The following is a 15,865-nucleotide window of genomic DNA, read 5'->3' as shown; positions in this document are numbered from 1 at the left end:
GAACCCACCCCCACCCCGCCCAACAACCCCTAATACCCACGACCCCAGGCAGCCCACCGACCAGCACCACACCCACCCCTCGGAACCACCCGCCTAGAGGGCGCGCCGGTACGGCCCCATGGGGCCGTGGCCAGGAGGGAGCCGCCTGCTGAAAAGGGCTCCGAGGTGGCCGCCTCCCGGGTTCGGGGAGGGAACCGGTCGTCGTGCGGGGTCTCGATCTTGGTGTGGGTGACCTCGAAACCGGCCTCCGCGGCCCACCGGGCAGCCTCGGTCGGGTGCTCCGGGGCGGCCGCGAGGGCCGGGTGGGTCCCGAACGGTCCGCTGGTCTGCATGGTGCTTCTTCTGCTCGGAAGGACGGCCTGGTCTGCCCATACCCTCGGACGTCGTGGATCCCATGGGGGTCCGGGCCGTGGATCAGCGCGGGGCGAGGCCGTGGAGGAGATGGTGGACGACCTCCGGGAGGACCCCGTCGAACTCCTCCCCGGAGTGGTCGGCGGTCAGGGACGCGAAGCCGTGCAGGGTGGAGACGACGGTGTAGGCGATCGACTTCGCGTCGCCCTGGACGATCTCGCCGGCGTGCTGACCCTGGACGATCGGGGCGAGGACGATGTCGAGCAGTTCTTCGATGGCGGCGATGAGCCGATCGGTGACGTCGCTCTCGTGCTTGCGGGCGTACATCAGGTCCAGCAGGGCACCGTTGGCCCGGGTGAAGTCCACGTAGGCGCGGGCCAGGGCGAGGAAACGGGTCCCGGTGTCGGCGTCCTCGACGTCGGCGCGATCCAAGGAGGCCTTGAGCCGCTGGAAGCCACTGAGCGCGAGGGCGTCCAGCAGCGCACCCTTGTCCTTGAAGTGTCTTCCGGGGGCGGCATGGCTCACGCCCGCCTCACGGGCGAGCCCGCGCAGGGAGATCGCGGCGGGTCCTCGGTCGGCAAGGGTGCGTTCCGCGCCGGCCAGGAGAACGGCGCGCAGGTCTCCGTGGTGGTAGGGGCGTCCGGCCATGTTCATCAGCATAGGGGGATGTTGACGACGCCATCATTGATGTCGTGGACAGCCTTCCGGTCGCCGCCCTACCGTGAGGGGATGAGCGAGAAGAACGTCCACCTGCCCGATCTCGGCGGCAGGACCGCGGTCATCACCGGGGCCAACAGCGGTCTCGGGCTGGAGACCGCGAAGGTCCTGGCAGGACGCGGGGCCCGTGTGGTCCTGGCCGTCCGCGACACCGTCAAGGGGGACGAGGCCGCTCAGGGGATCCCCGGTCAGACCGAGGTCCGCCGGCTCGACCTCGCCGACCTCTCCTCGGTACGCGCCTTCGCCGAGGACTGGGAGGGGGACCTCCACCTGTTGATCAACAACGCCGGGGTCATGGCCATCCCCAGGTCCAGTACCGTGGACGGTTTCGAGACCCAGTTCGGGGTCAACCACCTCGGCCACTTCGCCCTGACCAACCGGCTCCTGGAACACGTCACCGGGCGTGTGGTCACCGTGTCCTCCGGGCTGCACGCCTCCGTGCGCGGCATCCACTCCGAGGACGTGAACCTCGAGCAGGGGTACAGCCCCTACCGGGCGTACGGCCGGTCGAAGCTGGCCAACCTGCTCTTCACCCTGGAGTTGCAGCGCAGGCTGGAAGAAGCGGGATCATCGGTGCTGGCCACCGCCGCCCACCCCGGCTACGCGGCCACCAACCTGCAGGGACGCACGGGGAAGGCACTGGAGGACCGGTTCATGCGGATGCTGAACAAGGTCATCGCGCAGAGCGCCGCGGCCGGCGCCCTGCCCACGATCTACGCCGCCACCCAGGACGTCCCCGGAGCGGCCTACGCCGGTCCCACGGGGATGTTCGGCACCGGTGCTCCCGGGTTGGTCGGGCGCAGCGGCGCGGCAAAGGACGCCGACGCCGCCCGCCGACTGTGGGAGCTGTCGGAAGAGGCGACCGGCACCTCGTTCCCGCTGTGAGCCCACGCGGCGGGGCGGGGGCCTTGAGACCCCCGCCCCGGGACCCTACGGGGTGAGGGTGAGATCGTCCGTGCTCGCCTCGCGCACGGCCTCCTCCGTCACGGCCCACGGCAGGGACGTTCCCTCGGACCAGAGTTGCAGCTGGTCGTCGTAGTTGGGGTGGAAGGCGTGCCCCGAGTTGCCGGTCAGGTGGATCCAGGTGGAGGAGTCCCGGTCGGACAGGTCGACGACCATCCGCATGGACGGGACCGTGGTGATGCCGTACCCCTCGGTCGCGTTCCAGCCGGTCGCGTTGACGATGCTCGAACCACCCGGGCTCTCCACCGGGCCGCGGTTGAACAGCCACTCCACCGGGCCGATGCCCGAGCTGCCGAACGACTCGTGCGTGGCCGTCAGGGTGTGCAGATCGCCCCAGCGCCAGGCGGACGGGTCGTCGCCGAGCAGTTCGGTGAGTTCCTCGGCGGCCTCGTCCATGGCGGCGGCCAGCACCTCCTCACGACCGCTGACCTCCCGGCCCTCCCACCACGGGGAGTCGGGGTCCTCCAACAGGCCGGTCACCACGTACATGCCGCGCGAGTTGCTGTTCATGTCCATCTCTCCCAACTCGTCGAAGAGCAGGGGGAGCAGGTGTCGCCAGGTCGCGTTGTAGAAGGCCGCGCCCGAGGAGTCGGGTTCGTTGAAGTGGTCCCAGTCCGCCAGTTCGGCCTGCGCCTCGGCGGTGGTTCCGTCCACGTCCACCTCCAGGAGGTGGGGAGTGATGTCGACGGCGGCGCCGTGGTGGGAGTCCATCAGGACGCGTTCCATGTCCTCGATGGTCACCGGGCCGTCGTCGACCGCTTCGGCCAGCAGGTCGTTGATCCGCTGACTGCGGTAGCCGTAGTCCCAGTCGGTGGTGAGGAAGTGTTCGTAGTCCTCGTCGACCACCGCCTGGTTGGCGGTGACGATGATCCCCGACTCGGGGTTGAGCACGCTGGGCAGCTCGTCGAAGGGCAGGTACTCCTCCTCCCAGTCGTAGTCGGAGTCCCAGCCGGGTGCGGGCCAACGGCCGTCGCCCTTGCCGCGTACCGGCACCAGACCGGGGGACTGGTAGCCGATGTTGCCCTCGTTGTCCGCGTAGACGAGGTTCTGCGCCGGTACCTCGAACTGTGCGGCGGCGCTGCGGAAGTCGTCCCAGCCACGTGCGCGGTTCAGGGCGAAGATGGAGTCGGCGGTGGTTCCCGGCTGGAGCGCGGTCCAGCGCATGGAGACCGCGTAGGGGGCGTCTTCGCCCTCGGCCCGGTCCTCACCGATCTCGCGCAGGTTCCCACCGGCCGCGGTCGTGGACAGGATCGGCCCGTGGTGGGTCGAGCGGATGGTGATGTCCAGGTCCTGGCCGCCCGAGACCTTGATGGTGTCCTCGATGATCTCCAGCGGACGCTCCTCGCCGTCCACCACGTAGTCGTCGCCCTCGACCCTCTCCAGGTACAGGTCCATGACGTCCGGGTTGAGGTTGGTGAAGCCCCACGCGATCGACTCGTTCTGGCCGATGACCACGCCGGGCAGCCCGGAGAAGCTGAACCCGCTGACGTCGAAGGGGCACTCCTCGGAGAGTTCGGTGCAGTGCAGTCCCATCTGGTACCAGGTGGACGGCATGGAGGCGCCCAGGTGGGGGTCGTTGGTCAACAGGGGAGAACCGGTGTCGGTGTGCTCCCCGGAGACCACCCAGGAGTTGGATCCCATGTCGGGGCTGTCCGAGGGGCCGAGGAGGTCGGGCACGGCGTCGTGGACGGCGGGCAGGCCTTCGAGGGCGTCCAGGGCCTCCTCCGGGAGTTCGGGCCCCGGGGACAGGTCGGCCTCCGGCTCGGCGCCGTTGTGCTCGTCGGTGTCGGTGATGGGCTCGTGCCGCTCGGTCGGGTAGGCCGGGTAGAGCTCCTCGATCCGTTCCCGGTCGAGGCCGTTGGCGAGCAGCAGGGCGCGGTCGGTCTCCTCTTGGAGGTTGCCGCCCAGGTCCCAGGCCATGGCCTTGAGCCAGGCGAGGCTGTCGGTGGGGGTCCAGGGCTCGACGGTGTAGTCGTCGGCGGTGATGCCCAGGAGTCCGTACTCCAGGCTCGCGGCAAGCCCGTCGTTGTCCTCGATCCAGGCGTTCACCCCGGCGGCGTAGGCGTCCAGGTAGCCCTGTGTCTCCTCGGAGAGGAGTTCGTACTCCTGCTCGGCGACCCGGCGCCAGCCCATGGTGCGCAGGTAGACGTCGGTGTCGACCTGGTCGGGGCCGAAGAGTTCGGCGGTGCGACCGGCGGTGACGTGGCGGCGGAAGTCCATCTCCCAGAAGCGGTCCTGGGCGTGGGTGAATCCTTGGGCGACGAAGAGGTCGTCGGTGTTGTCGGCGTAGACGTGCGCGACCCCGTGCTCGTCCCGAAGGACGTTCACCGGCGATTTCAGCTCCGACAGGGAGAGCTCGCCATCGGTGGTGGGGAAGGAACTTCGGACCGCCCACACACCGAGGAGGGCGGCGATCAGGGCGAGCGACGCGACGACCGCAACAAACCCCAAAACGACACGAAAAAGGACACGCTTACGCAATACACCCATGACGGAACCCTAGAGTGTCCGGGGTCACGTGCTCTAGGTCTCGTGGCCTGCCGTTATCAATTGTTACCAAGTGGTAGGTCCGATCTCGCGGTGCGCGACAGCAGCGGTGCGCACAGGAAGATCGCCAGGAAGAACACCATCGCGTCGAGCAGGGTGCCCGGCACGAGGGCGCGTTCGTCGCGGCCGAACCGCCGAGGGGACTCGCGAGTGCTCGTCGAGGCCACCGTGAGGCCTTCCGGAAGTGCGGGGCGCGGCGAGACCGTGCCCCGCACCACCGACGGCCCCGGGAAGCGGAGGACTCAGCCCAGGTTCTCGACCAGGCGCTCGCTGATCAGGCGGGAGCTGTAGTAGTCCATCCGGAAGCCCTCGGCGCCCACGGTGAAGGCGCGGTCGTCCTCGAAGGCCGGGATGTTCTCCAGGGTCGGGTAGCTCTCGGCGTAGTCGGCGATCTCCTCGCCCTGGAGGTTGACGAACAACAGGGTGCTGTCGTCGAAGTCGGAGGCGCGCTCGGGGGAGAGCTGCACGATGTCGGTACGGTCCGCACCGCCCTGGGCACCGGCGGCGGTGAGGTCCTCGGGCATCTCGTGCTGGTTCAGGCCCAGGTCGGCGAGCAGCTTGCCCTGCGCCGACTCGGGGGTGAACACGTTGAAGCCGTCCGGCGTTCCGGTGAGCATCACCACGTCGTTGTCGTGCGACAGGGCCTCGGAGGACTCGGTGACCAGTTCCTGGTACTCCTCCGTGATCTCCGCGGCGCGGTCCTGTCGGTCGAAGGCCTCCGCGTACTGCTCGGTGAGCTCGGTCCACGGGATGTCGCCCTCGCCGAGCACCACGGTGGGCGCGATCTCCGACAGCATCTCGTAGGTGCTCTCGTCGATGGCGTCGGCACCGAAGCCGTTTCCGACGATGAGGTCGGGTTCGGCGGCGCCGACCGCCTCCAGGGAGACCTCGGGGCCAGGGAGCGGCTCGACCTCACGCTCGACGGCGAGGTCGGCCCACTGGGAGAAGAAGCCGTTCTCGTCGGTGAGCGGACCGGGGGAGGTGGTGGCGGAGGCCGTGACCGGCACGTCGAGACTGAGGAGAGTGGCGGTGCTGGTGACGCTCACCGAGACCACGTTGCCCGCGTCCGCGGGGATCTCGGTCTCGCCGTACACGTGGCTCACGGACCGGGTCCCGTCATCACCCGGAGTGTCGGTGGAACCCTCGGGGGAGGAGTCGGTTCCGCAGGCGGTGAGCAGGAGCAGGCCGGTGGCCGCTGTGACGACACCGGTCACCAGGGCGGGGCGGAAGGGAATACGCTTCATAAGAGCAATAGTTAGGCAAGGCTATCCTCATGTCAATGTCACGCAGTGTGAACAACAACGCCCTCATGACCGTGCCGCCGCGCCTCAAACGCGCCACCCGGCCCCCGCGCGGCACCTCGCCCCTGATCCAGGGACTCGAACGGGCCGCGGCGGCGGGTGAGGCCGACCTCGGTGCCTTCTGGCGCGGGGTCGAGTCGGGCGGGACCCCGATCGTCGGCGACCTCGATGAGCAGGGCCACCGCACCGCCACCTTCCTGTGGCGTGGTGGAGACGAACTCGCCGACGTCATCCTTGTGGCGAACAAGATCGCCGACGCCGACTCCTACGAAGAGAACCGCATGGCCCGTGTCCCCGGCACCGACGTGTGGCACCTCACCTACCGGATGCGTTCGGACTGGCGCGCCTCCTACACGGTCGCGCCCGTCCCCGCGGACGGGACGCCGGCCCCGAAGGACGCGCTGTCCGCCATGACCCGACTGCGCCGTGAACGGGCGATCGCCGTCGCCGAACCCCAGGACCGGGCCGCCGTGGCCCGCTGGTTCGACGCACTCGCCCACGCCCGACCCGATCCGTGGGCCAGGGAGCGGCTGGACGAAAACCACTCGGTGGTCTCCCTGCCCGAGGCTCCGAGCGATCCGCGCCACCGGGTGCGCGGCAACGTGAAGCCGGGAGAGGTCACCGAGCACCGCGTCGCCTCACGGCACCTGGACAACACCCGCACCGTCTGGATCCACCGCCCGGAGATCTATCCGCCCGAGGGCGAGCCCTGGCCGGTCACAGTCCTCCTCGATGGTCGGACCTGGTACGACCTGCCTCTGGCGCCCCTGCTCGACGGACTGATCGCCGAGGGCGCCCTGCCACCGATGCTCACCGTCATGGTCGACAGCCTCGATCCGGGCACCCGCACTCGCGAACTCGCCTGCCACGATCCCTTCGTGTGCTTCCTGGACACCGAACTCCCGGCCTGGCTGCGGAACCTGCACCCGATCACCGACGACCCCGATCGCACCCTCGTGGCGGGACAGAGCCTGGGCGGCCTGACCGCCCTGTACGCGGCGCTTCGGGCACCCGGGCGGTTCGGCCGGGTCCTCTCGCAGTCGGGTTCCTATTGGTGGCCCAACGTCGCCGGGACAGGGGGCGAGAGCGAGCGCATGGTCCGTCTCGTCGCCGATGCCGAAACCCTTCCGGGGCGGGTCCATCTCAGTGCCGGCCTCCAGGAGTGGTCCCTCATCGGCGCCAATCGGCGTGTCCACGAAGTCCTGTGCACGCGAGGAGCGCAGCTGGGCCGACCGGACGGATTCGCCGCCCTGGCCGAGTACAACGGCGGCCACGACCGTGCCTGCTGGCGCGCGGACCTGCCGGACGGGCTGGTGGCGCTCACCGAGGACTGGCCTCGTTCCACAGGCCGAACGGGCCGCGGCGAGTGAGCCGGGACGTTAGAGGGTCGCGCCCGCCCGGGCCGCCTCCTCGCGCAGCACCGACACCAGCTCGCCGGCCGGCAGCCCCCGCGCCCGACGGAACCCGGTCCCCGCCCACAACGCCATCCCCTCGGGGTCGGCGGCCCTTGCCGCGGCGGCCCGCAGCGGCCTGGTCATGTGGTGCACCTGCGGGTAGGCGTCGGGGGCGTCGGCGTGGTCGAGGATGAAGCGGTTGGTCAGCCCTCGCGCAGGCCGCCCGGTGAACGCGCGTGTCAGCGTGGTCTCGGTGAAGTCGGGGTCGGTGAGCGCGGCCTTGTGGAGCGGTTGCGCGCCGCTCTCCGGGCAGCGCAGGAACGCCGTGCCCGACTGGGCCGCGGCGGCTCCGGACGCCAGGGCCGCGGCGACATCGGTTCCGTCCATGAGACCTCCGGCCGCGATCACCGGAACGTCCACGGCCCGCACCACGTCGGGCAACAGTTCGGCCAGCGGGCGGTCGTCGGCGCGGTCGGGGTCGAAGGTGGCGCGGTGGCCGCCCGCCTCCACACCCTGGGCGCACACACCGTCGGCGCCCCGGGCCACGGCGGTACGGGCCTCCTCCACGGTGGTGATGGTGACGACCGTCGCCGATCCCACCGCGCGCAGTCGGGTCAGGACCTCCTCGGAAGGGCAACCGAACGTGAAGCTCACGACGGGCACCCGGGCCTCGATCACCAGGTCGACCTTGGCGTCATAGTCATCGTCGTCGTACCGGGCCGGGCCGACCTCGACGCCCAGGCGATGGGCGTCCTCCGCAAGGTCGGATCGGTAGGCGACCAGCGCCTCGTCACGTTCAGGGGGCAGGGGAGGCGAGGGGACGAACAGATTGACCCCGAACGTTCGGGCGCCCGCCCCCCGCACCTCGTCGATCCGAGCGCCGAGCGTGTCGGCGGTCAGATATCCGGCCGGGAGCGACCCCAGTCCGCCGGCGGCGCTCACCGCGGCCACCAGGTCCGGGGTGGTGGCGCCCCCGGCCATCGGAGCTTGGATGATCGGACGTTCCCTGCACAACCGTGACAGATCCATCGTCACTCACTTCCCCCACATCGATCGCCCGCAGATTATCAAGACGGGGAATGGGAGAGCCGCACGGGTCATGAACTCTCGGGTGCGCTGTTTCTCACGTGGTCGGTGTCGTTCTTTTCCGGTTCGGTGAATTCGGTGGACTCCGGGAAGAGGCGGGTCAGGATGAGCGAGACGATTCCACCGATGACGGCACCCGACGCCATGACGGTCACCGCGACAGGAATCCCCCGAAGATCCCACAACCAGCCGAAACTGAAACTGGTCGCGACACCGGCCAGCATGGCCAGGGTCGATATGGCCGAGAACATGGTGTTGCGATCGGCGTCGGTGAACATCAGTTGGCACCAGACCCCCGCCACCACCCCCGCGAGACCGATGAGGAATTCGGCCGCGATCAGGCCGACGATCAACGGGACCACGTCGTGCGCGGACAGCACCAGGGGAATGCCGATCGCCATGACCGACGGCGGGCCCCACAGGTGGGGCCTGCGCGGGTGCACCCAACGCGCGGCGGCCGCGCCCGCCGCCAGGGACAACGTCATCACCAGCAGGAACAGGCCGTTGAGGCGGACGTCCTGCCCGAAACGCTCCAGTAGCATCGGCTGCCAGGAGGCCACCAACAGCACCGTCGCCGACATGGCGCCCATGGCCAACGCCACCATCGGGGCGAAACGTCGGCTGAGCACCTGGGAGACCGACTCCAGCACGATCACACCGATCCGCCTGTCCGGTCGCCCCGGTGCGACCGGAAAACTCAACGGAGCCAGGGCGGCTAGAGACAGCAGGAGCAGACCACCACAGGCCACCAGCGGTCCCGGCGGCAGCCAGGTGCCCGCCACCATGACCAGGGCGGCACCGAGCGCCGAACCGATCCGTCCGGACAAGGCGCCCACACGAACGATTCGTGCGATCCGTACGGTCCGGTCCCGGGAACCGACCCGGTTGATGAGGATCGCGCTCATGGTGCCCGAATGCAGCGCGTAACCGACGGTGCCCAAGCACATGCCCGCCAGGGTCGACGGTAGAGTCGGCGCGGCGCCGACGAACAGGAAACCGGCGCCCCAACTCAGCAGACCGACGAACAACAACCTCCGGTGCCCGTAGCGGTCGCCCAACGCCCCGCTCGGCGCCTCCATGAGCAGCCCGACGAGGTTGGCCCCGGCCATGATCGACCCGACCATCCATGGATCCGCTCCGCGCCCCAGGAAAATTGTGACGAAAACCGCGCCGTAAACGAAGTCGGCGAGCGAGGTGCCCAGAGAGTAAGCGGTGAATCGTCGAAGCAGCGACCTTTCTTCGACAGGTGTGGGGGGTTCTGGTTCGGCCAAGGGAATTCTTCCGGATCGATGGAATTTCGATGTGAGTGAATTCCGCCGAAAATACCATGCTGTTTCTTCCGGGGCCACGGGTTGTTCCATGGCCCGGGCCTGGATGGTCAGCCTCGGTGGGCCGGTCGTTCCGACCTCGACCGTTCGTCTTCGGGCGAAGCGCCCTCCCGGACCGGGATGAACGTCCAGGGGGAGGGGGAGTGGAACAGCGGCATCAGGACCGCGTCGACGATCTCCACCACCAGCTCGTCGTCGAGAGGCGAGCCCTGGAACAGGAAGTGGTTGCGCAGCAGGGCCTGCCCCACGTCCAGGCGCGGGCCGATCACCGCCTCGGGGCGGATCTCGCCGCGTTCCACCGCTCGTCGGGCCACCTCGGCCATCATCCGCCTGCCCCGTCCCTGCGAACGCGACCTGATCTCCTGGTCGTGCTCCGGGTCGGGCAGGGACTCGGCCAGGAGCCCGCGCAGGGCCGAACCGGCGGGGCCGGCGAGCATCGTGGCGTTCTGTCGGATCAACGCCAACAGGTCACCGCGCAGCTCCCCCGTGTCGGGGACCTGATCCGGGTCGGGCAACAGGTGGTAGACGGCGTCCATCACCAACGCGGCCCGCGTGTTCCACCGGCGGTACAGGGAGGCCTTGCTCGCCCGAGCCCGCTCGGCCACCCGTTCCATGGTCAGCCCCGCGTACCCGTGCTCGTCCAGCTCTGCGATGGTCGCCTCGTGGATGGCGGCGAGCAGGGCATCACCCCGTCTGCGGGGACGTTTGCGGTGATCGTTGCTCTCGACGGACATGACCGCATCCTATGAAGCGGACGTGACCGCGCCGCGTGCGCCGTCGACCGTCACCCGCTCCCCGTCGGTGAGCGTCGAGGTCCCGGTACCGGTGCCCATCACCGCGGGGATCCCGTACTCACGGGCCACGATCGCCGCGTGCGAACCGACGGCGCCCGAATCCACCACCACGGCCGCAGCCCGCCGGAACAGCGGGGTCCACGTCGGGTTGGTGTAGGGGCACACCAGTACGTCGCCGTCCCGGAGCCGGTCGAAGTCCTCGGCGCCCCGGACGATCCGGACCGGTCCGGTGGCCGTGCCCGCGCCGGCCGGGGCGCCTCTGACCAGGGTGTCCGGTGATTTCCGGTGGGGGAAGACCCGGGCCGGGTCGATCATGGGCACCCCGGACATCTCCGCCCGTTTGGTCGCGCGTGCCCGCACCAGCGAACGCAACCGCTCGGCCCGGTCCGAGGGGAGCGCATCGACGTCCTCGACCTCCAGCACCTCCTCCAGGCGCAGGTGGAAGACGTCGAAGGCCTCCTCCACCACCCCGGCCCGGCGCAGGCGCTCGCCGATCTCCAGCAGGGAACGGCGCAGGGTCGGCAACATGGCGGTGAGGTAGAAGTGGGTGTTCTCCCGAAAGGCCACCGCCTCCCGGGCGGAGCGCAGCAGACGCCGGATCCTTCGGCCCGCCCGACGGCCTCGTAGCAGCGGGTGGTCGAGCAGTTTCCGCATGGCCTCCTCGGAACGGGAGCCGTGGGCACCCGCCGGTTCCGCCCCCTCCACCAGGGAACGCACCAGCCCCACCACGACCTCGGGGGACTCCGCGAGCGTGGGCGGGCTCACCAGGAGTGGGGAGGTGGTCTCCCGCCGCCCGTACTCCCGCAGGAACGCGTCCAGTTCCGCGCGAAAGTCCGGGAAACCGCCCTCGGCCAACACGGACACCACCCCGTCGGCCTCCCGCGCCGTGAACAGGGCCCGCAGCTTCGGGTCGGCCCGTACCTTCGCCGCCAGGTCGGCCAGCGCCCGGTTGGAGTCCTCGGTACGGGTGGGCGCACCGCCCAACAGGTCGGCGAGCAGGTCCCCACGGCCCAGCAGACGAGTGGTCAGGGCCATGCCGGCCAACGCCAGACCGCTTCCGGGCAGGTAGTCGATCCGCAGGTCCCGGCAGTACCCCAGGAGCCCCAGGGCACGATCGGGCATCCGGACCAGTTCCGGCCAGGGCAGGGACCGTGGATCCACGGCCTCCAGCGCCGCCACCTCGTCGAGGAACACACGCTGCCGTGGGTCCTCGGCCCAGTCGACGGGTCGGAACCCGCGGGCCTTGCGGACCAACTCGATCGGGGTGAACAGGGCCCGCGGGGCCGGGTGCGGGTTCGGCGGCACCAGTTGGACCACCACCCCGTCCTCTTCTCGCAGGTAGTCCTGGAAGGTGCCCGCCAACCCGTAGTGCTCGGCGATCTCGCGCATCATCTCCGCGGGCCCCCGCCCCACGAAGGTGCTCACGTCCATGGGGTAGGGCCGCACCGGCAGATACTCGGTCAAAATGGCGGCTTGGAGCCGTTGACGCCGGTTGAGTGGAACCGAGGGAGGCGGCAGCGCCGTCATCGGTCGGGCCTGCACGATGCGAAAACGACCGTCCCAGAGCGCCCACTCGATGTCCTGGGGGCGGCCGAAGTGCTCGGTGACGGTGCCGGCGTGCGCGGCCAGGATCGTCAGTTGTTCCCGGGTGAGCAGAGCCTCCTCCCGCACAGGATCGGTCGCCCCGACGGTCGTGCCGGTCCCCTCACGGCGGACCCCACCGCCGGCCACCGGACGGATCACCGTCTCCCCGAGCCCCGGGGTCCACTCCAGGAGCTCCCCGAGTCGGCTCAGCAGGTAGTGGTCGGGGGTGACCGCCCCGGAGACCACGGCCTCGCCCAGCCCGGCCCCGGCGTCCACGACGATTCGATCGCGCTCTCCGCTCACCGGGTCGGCGGTGAACATCACCCCGGCGACCTCGGAGTCGACCATCTCCTGCACCACCACCGCGATCCCCAACCGGTCCTGGTCGATCGCGCGCTCGCGACGATAGGCCACCGCCCGGTCGGTCCACAGCGAGGCCCAGCAACGTCGGACCGCGTCCAGAACGGCCTCGGTGCCCACCACGTTGAGGTAGGTGTCCTGTTGACCTGCGAAGGCCGCCCCCGGCAGGTCCTCGGCCGTGGCACTGGAGCGCACCGCCACCGGCACGTCCACGCCCAGCCCCCGGTAGGAATCGGTGATCGCCTCGCGCAGGTCTTCGGGGACCTCGGCCGCCATCAGCGCGGAGCGCAGGTCGGCGGGCGTCGGCCCGTCGCCGTCCTCGGCGGGCCCGGTGGGCGGCCCGGCCGATCCGGCGCCCTGCGCGACGGCGGCGTAGGCGTGGGTGGTGATCACGAAGCCGCGAGGTACCGGTAGGCCGGCCCGGATCAGTTCACCCAGGTTGGCGGCCTTACCGCCCACGGTCTCCAGGTCCGCGGCCCCGAAGGCGTCCAACGGAGCGACGAGGCCCGTGCGAGTGGTCGCTGTGGGGTTCAAGCTCTCTCCCGGTGGTCGTGTGGCCCGAGAGGGCCGGTGGCGTCCCGGCCGACCGGAATCGCCCCCTGCGCCGGCACTCCGATCCGTCTCGGTCCTTTAGAGAACGCCGCGTGTCCAAAAGGCTAACCCGATGGCCTAGAGAACGCAACGTTTCCTAGGGGGTTCCCGTAGAGCGTCCAAGGCGGGCCGAGTCCCGATCCGGCCTCGCCCCGTCGGCCCGGATACGCTCGGCGTGACAGCGCAAACCCTGGGAGGAACCAACATGACAGCCACCGCGGTCGTCACCGGAGCCAGCAGCGGAATCGGCGCGGCCACCGCGCGCGGGCTCGCCGCCGAGGGTTACGACGTGGTCCTGGTCGCCCGCCGGGCCGATCGGATCGAGGCCCTGGCCGAAGAGATCACCAAGGCCGGTCGGAGCGCGCGGGCCCAGGTCCTCGACGTCACCGACCGGGCCGCCGTCGACGCCTTCGCGGAGGCCCTGGACTCCTGCGACGTGCTCGTCAACAACGCGGGCGGCGCGATCGGCACGGAGACCGTGGCCACCGGTGACCCCGCCGACTGGCGGCGGATGTACGAGGTCAACGTCCTGGGCGTGCTCAACATGACCCAGGCCCTGCTGCCCGCGCTCATCGCGAGCGGCGACGGCACCGTCCTGCTGGTCTCCTCGGTGGCCGGGCACGTCGTCTACGAGGGTGGCGGCGGATACGTGGCGGCCAAGCACGGTGCCCACACCCTGGCGGCCACCCTCCGACTGGAACTGTGCGGGGAGCCGGTCAGGGTGTTGGAGATCGCCCCCGGCATGGTCAAGACGGAGGAGTTCTCGCTCAACCGCCTGCGCGGCGACCGGGAGGGAGCCGACGCCGTCTACGAGGGCGTCCCCGACCCGCTGTCCGCCGAGGACGTCGCCGACACCATCGTGTGGGCGATCACCCGCCCCTCGCACGTCAACATCGACCTGATGGTGGTCCGTCCGCGCGCCCAGGCCGCCCAGCACAAGGTCCACCGGGTCGAGGGGTAGTCCGGAAGTTCCGGTTCCGAGGGCCTTCCCGCCATGTCCGGAGGGGGAGGCCCTCGACGCGCTTCACAGGCACCCGGCCCTCGTGATACGTGTGATCCGGCACACATGGCCACAAGGGTGACGGCGAGTCCCCGGCCATGTGGTGCTCTCCGCCTCTCACAGCCAGGAGCCCGGACTTGAGTACAACCGACCCCCGACCCGGTTACGCCTCCGGAACGTCGGCCACACCCTTGCTCGGTGACACGATCGGCGTGAACCTGGCGCGTACCGTCGCCGCGTATCCCGACCAGGACGCGCTGATCGATCGGCCCGCAGGGCTCCGACTCACCTACCGTGAGTTCGACGCCGAGGTCGATCGCGTCGCTCTCGGCCTGCTCGACCTCGGGGTGGCCAAGGGCGACCGGGTGGGGATCTGGTCCCCGAACCGTGCGGAGTGGGTCCTCATCCAGTACGCCACGGCGCGGATCGGCTCGGTACTGGTCAACATCAACCCCGCCTACCGCACCCACGAACTGGAGTACGTCCTCAAGCAGTCGGGGATCTCCCTGCTGGTCGCCGCGCCCTCCTTCAAGACCTCCGACTACGCGGGCATGATCGAGGAGGTGCGCGGCAAGTGCCCGGACCTGCGCGAGGTCGTTCTCCTCGGCGGGCCCGACTGGGACTGCCTGCTCGAAGCGGGCGGTCGCGGCGACCGGTCGAGTCTGGCCGAGATCGAGGCGACCCTCTCCCCGGACGATCCGGTCAACATCCAGTACACGTCCGGCACCACCGGGTTCCCCAAGGGCGCGACCCTGTCCCACCACAACATCCTCAACAACGGGTACTCCGTGGGGGAGCTGCTGGGGTACACCGAGCAGGATCGGATCGCGATTCCGGTCCCCTTCTACCATTGCTTCGGCATGGTGATGGCGAACCTCGCGGCCACCAGCCACGGGTCCTGCATGGTCGTCCCAGGGCCCGGATTCGACCCGGCGGCCGCGTTGGAGGCGGTCCAGGCCGAACGCTGCACCTCGCTGTACGGGGTCCCCGCCATGTTCATCGCCGAGCTCGCCCTGCCCGACTTCGACGACTACGACCTGTCCTCGCTGCGCACCGGCATCATGGCCGGCTCGCCCTGCCCGGCGGAGGTCATGCGCCAGGTCATCGACCGGATGGGCATGTCCGAGGTCTCCATCTGTTACGGCATGACCGAGACCTCCCCGGTGAGCACCCAGACCCGGCGGGACGACTCGTTGGAACGCCGTGTGTCCACGGTGGGCCGCGTCGGTCCGCACCTGGAGATCAAGGTCATCGACCCGGGATCCGGGGTCACGGTCCCGCGCGGCACCCCGGGCGAGCTGTGCACCCGCGGTTACTCGGTGATGCTCGGGTACTGGAACGAACCGGAGAAGACCGCCGAGGCCATCGACGCGGGGCGCTGGATGCACACCGGTGACCTCGCCGTCATGGACGAGGACGGGTACGTGAGCATCACCGGTCGGATCAAGGACATGGTGATCCGCGGCGGGGAGAACGTCTACCCGCGCGAGATCGAGGAACTCCTCCACACCCACCCGGACCTGCTGGACGCCCAGGTCATCGGGGTTCCGGACGAACGGTACGGCGAGGAGCTCATGGTGTGGGTCCGTATGCGGGACGGGGCCGAGCCGTTGACCGTCGAGTCACTGCGGGCCTTCTGCGAGGGGCGTATCGCCCACTTCAAGATCCCCCGTTACGTCCACGTGGTGGACGAGTTCCCGATGACGGTGACCGGCAAGGTGCGCAAGGTCGAGATGCGCGAGGAGGCCATCCGCCTCCTCGGGTGACACGGGTGCGACGCGAGCGGCCCCTCACCACCGGGTGAGGGGCCCACCCCGCTACTTCGGGTCGAGTTCCTTGCCGAGCAGCT

At 69.9% G+C, this 15,865-nt stretch carries 12 protein-coding genes; 4 read left to right on the top strand and 8 right to left on the bottom strand.

From position 1 onward, the window contains the following. Positions 1–414: 414 nt before the first annotated feature. Positions 415–999 (bottom strand): TetR/AcrR family transcriptional regulator, encoded by a 585-nt coding sequence (locus K8V84_RS07675; protein WP_304072302.1) that lies wholly within the window; start codon positions 997–999, stop codon positions 415–417. An 81-nt stretch (positions 1,000–1,080) separates the two neighbouring features. On the opposite strand from K8V84_RS07675, the gene K8V84_RS07670 reads away from it, so the two are divergent. Beyond that, positions 1,081–1,953 carry an oxidoreductase gene (locus K8V84_RS07670; protein WP_304072299.1) on the top strand — a complete coding sequence of 291 codons (873 nt, stop codon included), beginning with the start codon at positions 1,081–1,083 and terminating at the stop codon, positions 1,951–1,953. 45 nt (positions 1,954–1,998) lie between these two features. Here the strand turns inward: K8V84_RS07670 and K8V84_RS07665 are convergent, their stop codons facing one another. From K8V84_RS07665 to fepB, 3 genes are all read right to left on the bottom strand, one after another. Then, positions 1,999–4,521, bottom strand: coding sequence for a penicillin acylase family protein (locus K8V84_RS07665; RefSeq protein WP_304072296.1), 2,523 nt, complete (start codon positions 4,519–4,521; stop codon positions 1,999–2,001). 56 nt (positions 4,522–4,577) lie between these two features. Beyond that, positions 4,578–4,745 (bottom strand): hypothetical protein, encoded by a 168-nt coding sequence (locus K8V84_RS07660; RefSeq protein ID WP_304072293.1) that lies wholly within the window; start codon positions 4,743–4,745, stop codon positions 4,578–4,580. Between the two features lie 75 nt (positions 4,746–4,820). Next, a complete protein-coding gene (fepB, locus tag K8V84_RS07655) occupies positions 4,821–5,822 on the bottom strand; it encodes a Fe2+-enterobactin ABC transporter substrate-binding protein (RefSeq protein WP_304072289.1) in 1,002 nt (333 codons plus the stop codon). 35 nt (positions 5,823–5,857) lie between these two features. On the opposite strand from fepB, the gene fes reads away from it, so the two are divergent. Then, positions 5,858–7,249, top strand: a complete 1,392-nt coding sequence (gene fes, locus K8V84_RS07650) for an enterochelin esterase (protein ID WP_304072286.1) — start codon at positions 5,858–5,860, stop codon at positions 7,247–7,249. A gap of 9 nt (positions 7,250–7,258) precedes the next feature. On the opposite strand, the gene K8V84_RS07645 is transcribed toward fes, so the two are convergent. The 4 genes from K8V84_RS07645 to K8V84_RS07630 form a co-directional block, all read right to left on the bottom strand. After that, a complete protein-coding gene (locus tag K8V84_RS07645; RefSeq protein ID WP_304072283.1) occupies positions 7,259–8,302 on the bottom strand; it encodes a nitronate monooxygenase in 1,044 nt (347 codons plus the stop codon). 68 nt (positions 8,303–8,370) lie between these two features. Further along, positions 8,371–9,630: an MFS transporter gene (locus K8V84_RS07640; protein ID WP_304072282.1), complete on the bottom strand. Its 1,260-nt coding sequence runs from the start codon at positions 9,628–9,630 to the stop codon at positions 8,371–8,373. A gap of 107 nt (positions 9,631–9,737) precedes the next feature. Next, complete coding sequence (locus K8V84_RS07635) at positions 9,738–10,421, bottom strand: TetR/AcrR family transcriptional regulator (RefSeq protein WP_304072280.1); 684 nt, start codon at positions 10,419–10,421, stop codon at positions 9,738–9,740. 9 nt (positions 10,422–10,430) lie between these two features. Continuing rightward, positions 10,431–12,959, bottom strand: a complete 2,529-nt coding sequence (locus K8V84_RS07630) for a PEP/pyruvate-binding domain-containing protein (RefSeq protein ID WP_304072278.1) — start codon at positions 12,957–12,959, stop codon at positions 10,431–10,433. A 262-nt stretch (positions 12,960–13,221) separates the two neighbouring features. Here K8V84_RS07630 and K8V84_RS07625 point away from each other — a divergent pair, with 262 nt between their 5' ends. Together K8V84_RS07625 and K8V84_RS07620 are read left to right on the top strand one after the other, a co-directional pair. Next, positions 13,222–13,977 (top strand): SDR family oxidoreductase, encoded by a 756-nt coding sequence (locus K8V84_RS07625; RefSeq protein ID WP_304072276.1) that lies wholly within the window; start codon positions 13,222–13,224, stop codon positions 13,975–13,977. A 176-nt stretch (positions 13,978–14,153) separates the two neighbouring features. Further along, positions 14,154–15,782, top strand: a complete 1,629-nt coding sequence (locus K8V84_RS07620; protein WP_304072273.1) for an AMP-binding protein — start codon at positions 14,154–14,156, stop codon at positions 15,780–15,782. The last annotated feature ends 83 nt before the right edge of the window (positions 15,783–15,865 follow it).

The organism is Nocardiopsis listeri (assembly GCF_020741345.1).
In the GTDB taxonomy this organism is placed as follows: Bacteria; Actinomycetota; Actinomycetes; order Streptosporangiales; family Streptosporangiaceae; genus Nocardiopsis; species Nocardiopsis listeri_A.
Note: the sequence above shows the minus strand (reverse complement) of the source record. Positions and strands in the feature narration are given on the sequence as shown.

Excerpts from the sequence above, each read along its gene's own strand:
- K8V84_RS07675 (WP_304072302.1), bottom strand. The coding sequence starts at position 999 with ATGGCCGGACGCCCCTACCACCACGGAGACCTGCGCGCCGTTCTCCTG.
- K8V84_RS07670 (WP_304072299.1), top strand. The coding sequence starts at position 1,081 with ATGAGCGAGAAGAACGTCCACCTGCCCGATCTCGGCGGCAGGACCGCG.
- K8V84_RS07665 (WP_304072296.1), bottom strand. The coding sequence starts at position 4,521 with ATGGGTGTATTGCGTAAGCGTGTCCTTTTTCGTGTCGTTTTGGGGTTT.
- fepB (WP_304072289.1), bottom strand. The coding sequence starts at position 5,822 with ATGAAGCGTATTCCCTTCCGCCCCGCCCTGGTGACCGGTGTCGTCACA.
- fes (WP_304072286.1), top strand. The coding sequence starts at position 5,858 with ATGTCACGCAGTGTGAACAACAACGCCCTCATGACCGTGCCGCCGCGC.
- K8V84_RS07645 (WP_304072283.1), bottom strand. The coding sequence starts at position 8,302 with ATGGATCTGTCACGGTTGTGCAGGGAACGTCCGATCATCCAAGCTCCG.
- K8V84_RS07635 (WP_304072280.1), bottom strand. The coding sequence starts at position 10,421 with ATGTCCGTCGAGAGCAACGATCACCGCAAACGTCCCCGCAGACGGGGT.
- K8V84_RS07625 (WP_304072276.1), top strand. The coding sequence starts at position 13,222 with ATGACAGCCACCGCGGTCGTCACCGGAGCCAGCAGCGGAATCGGCGCG.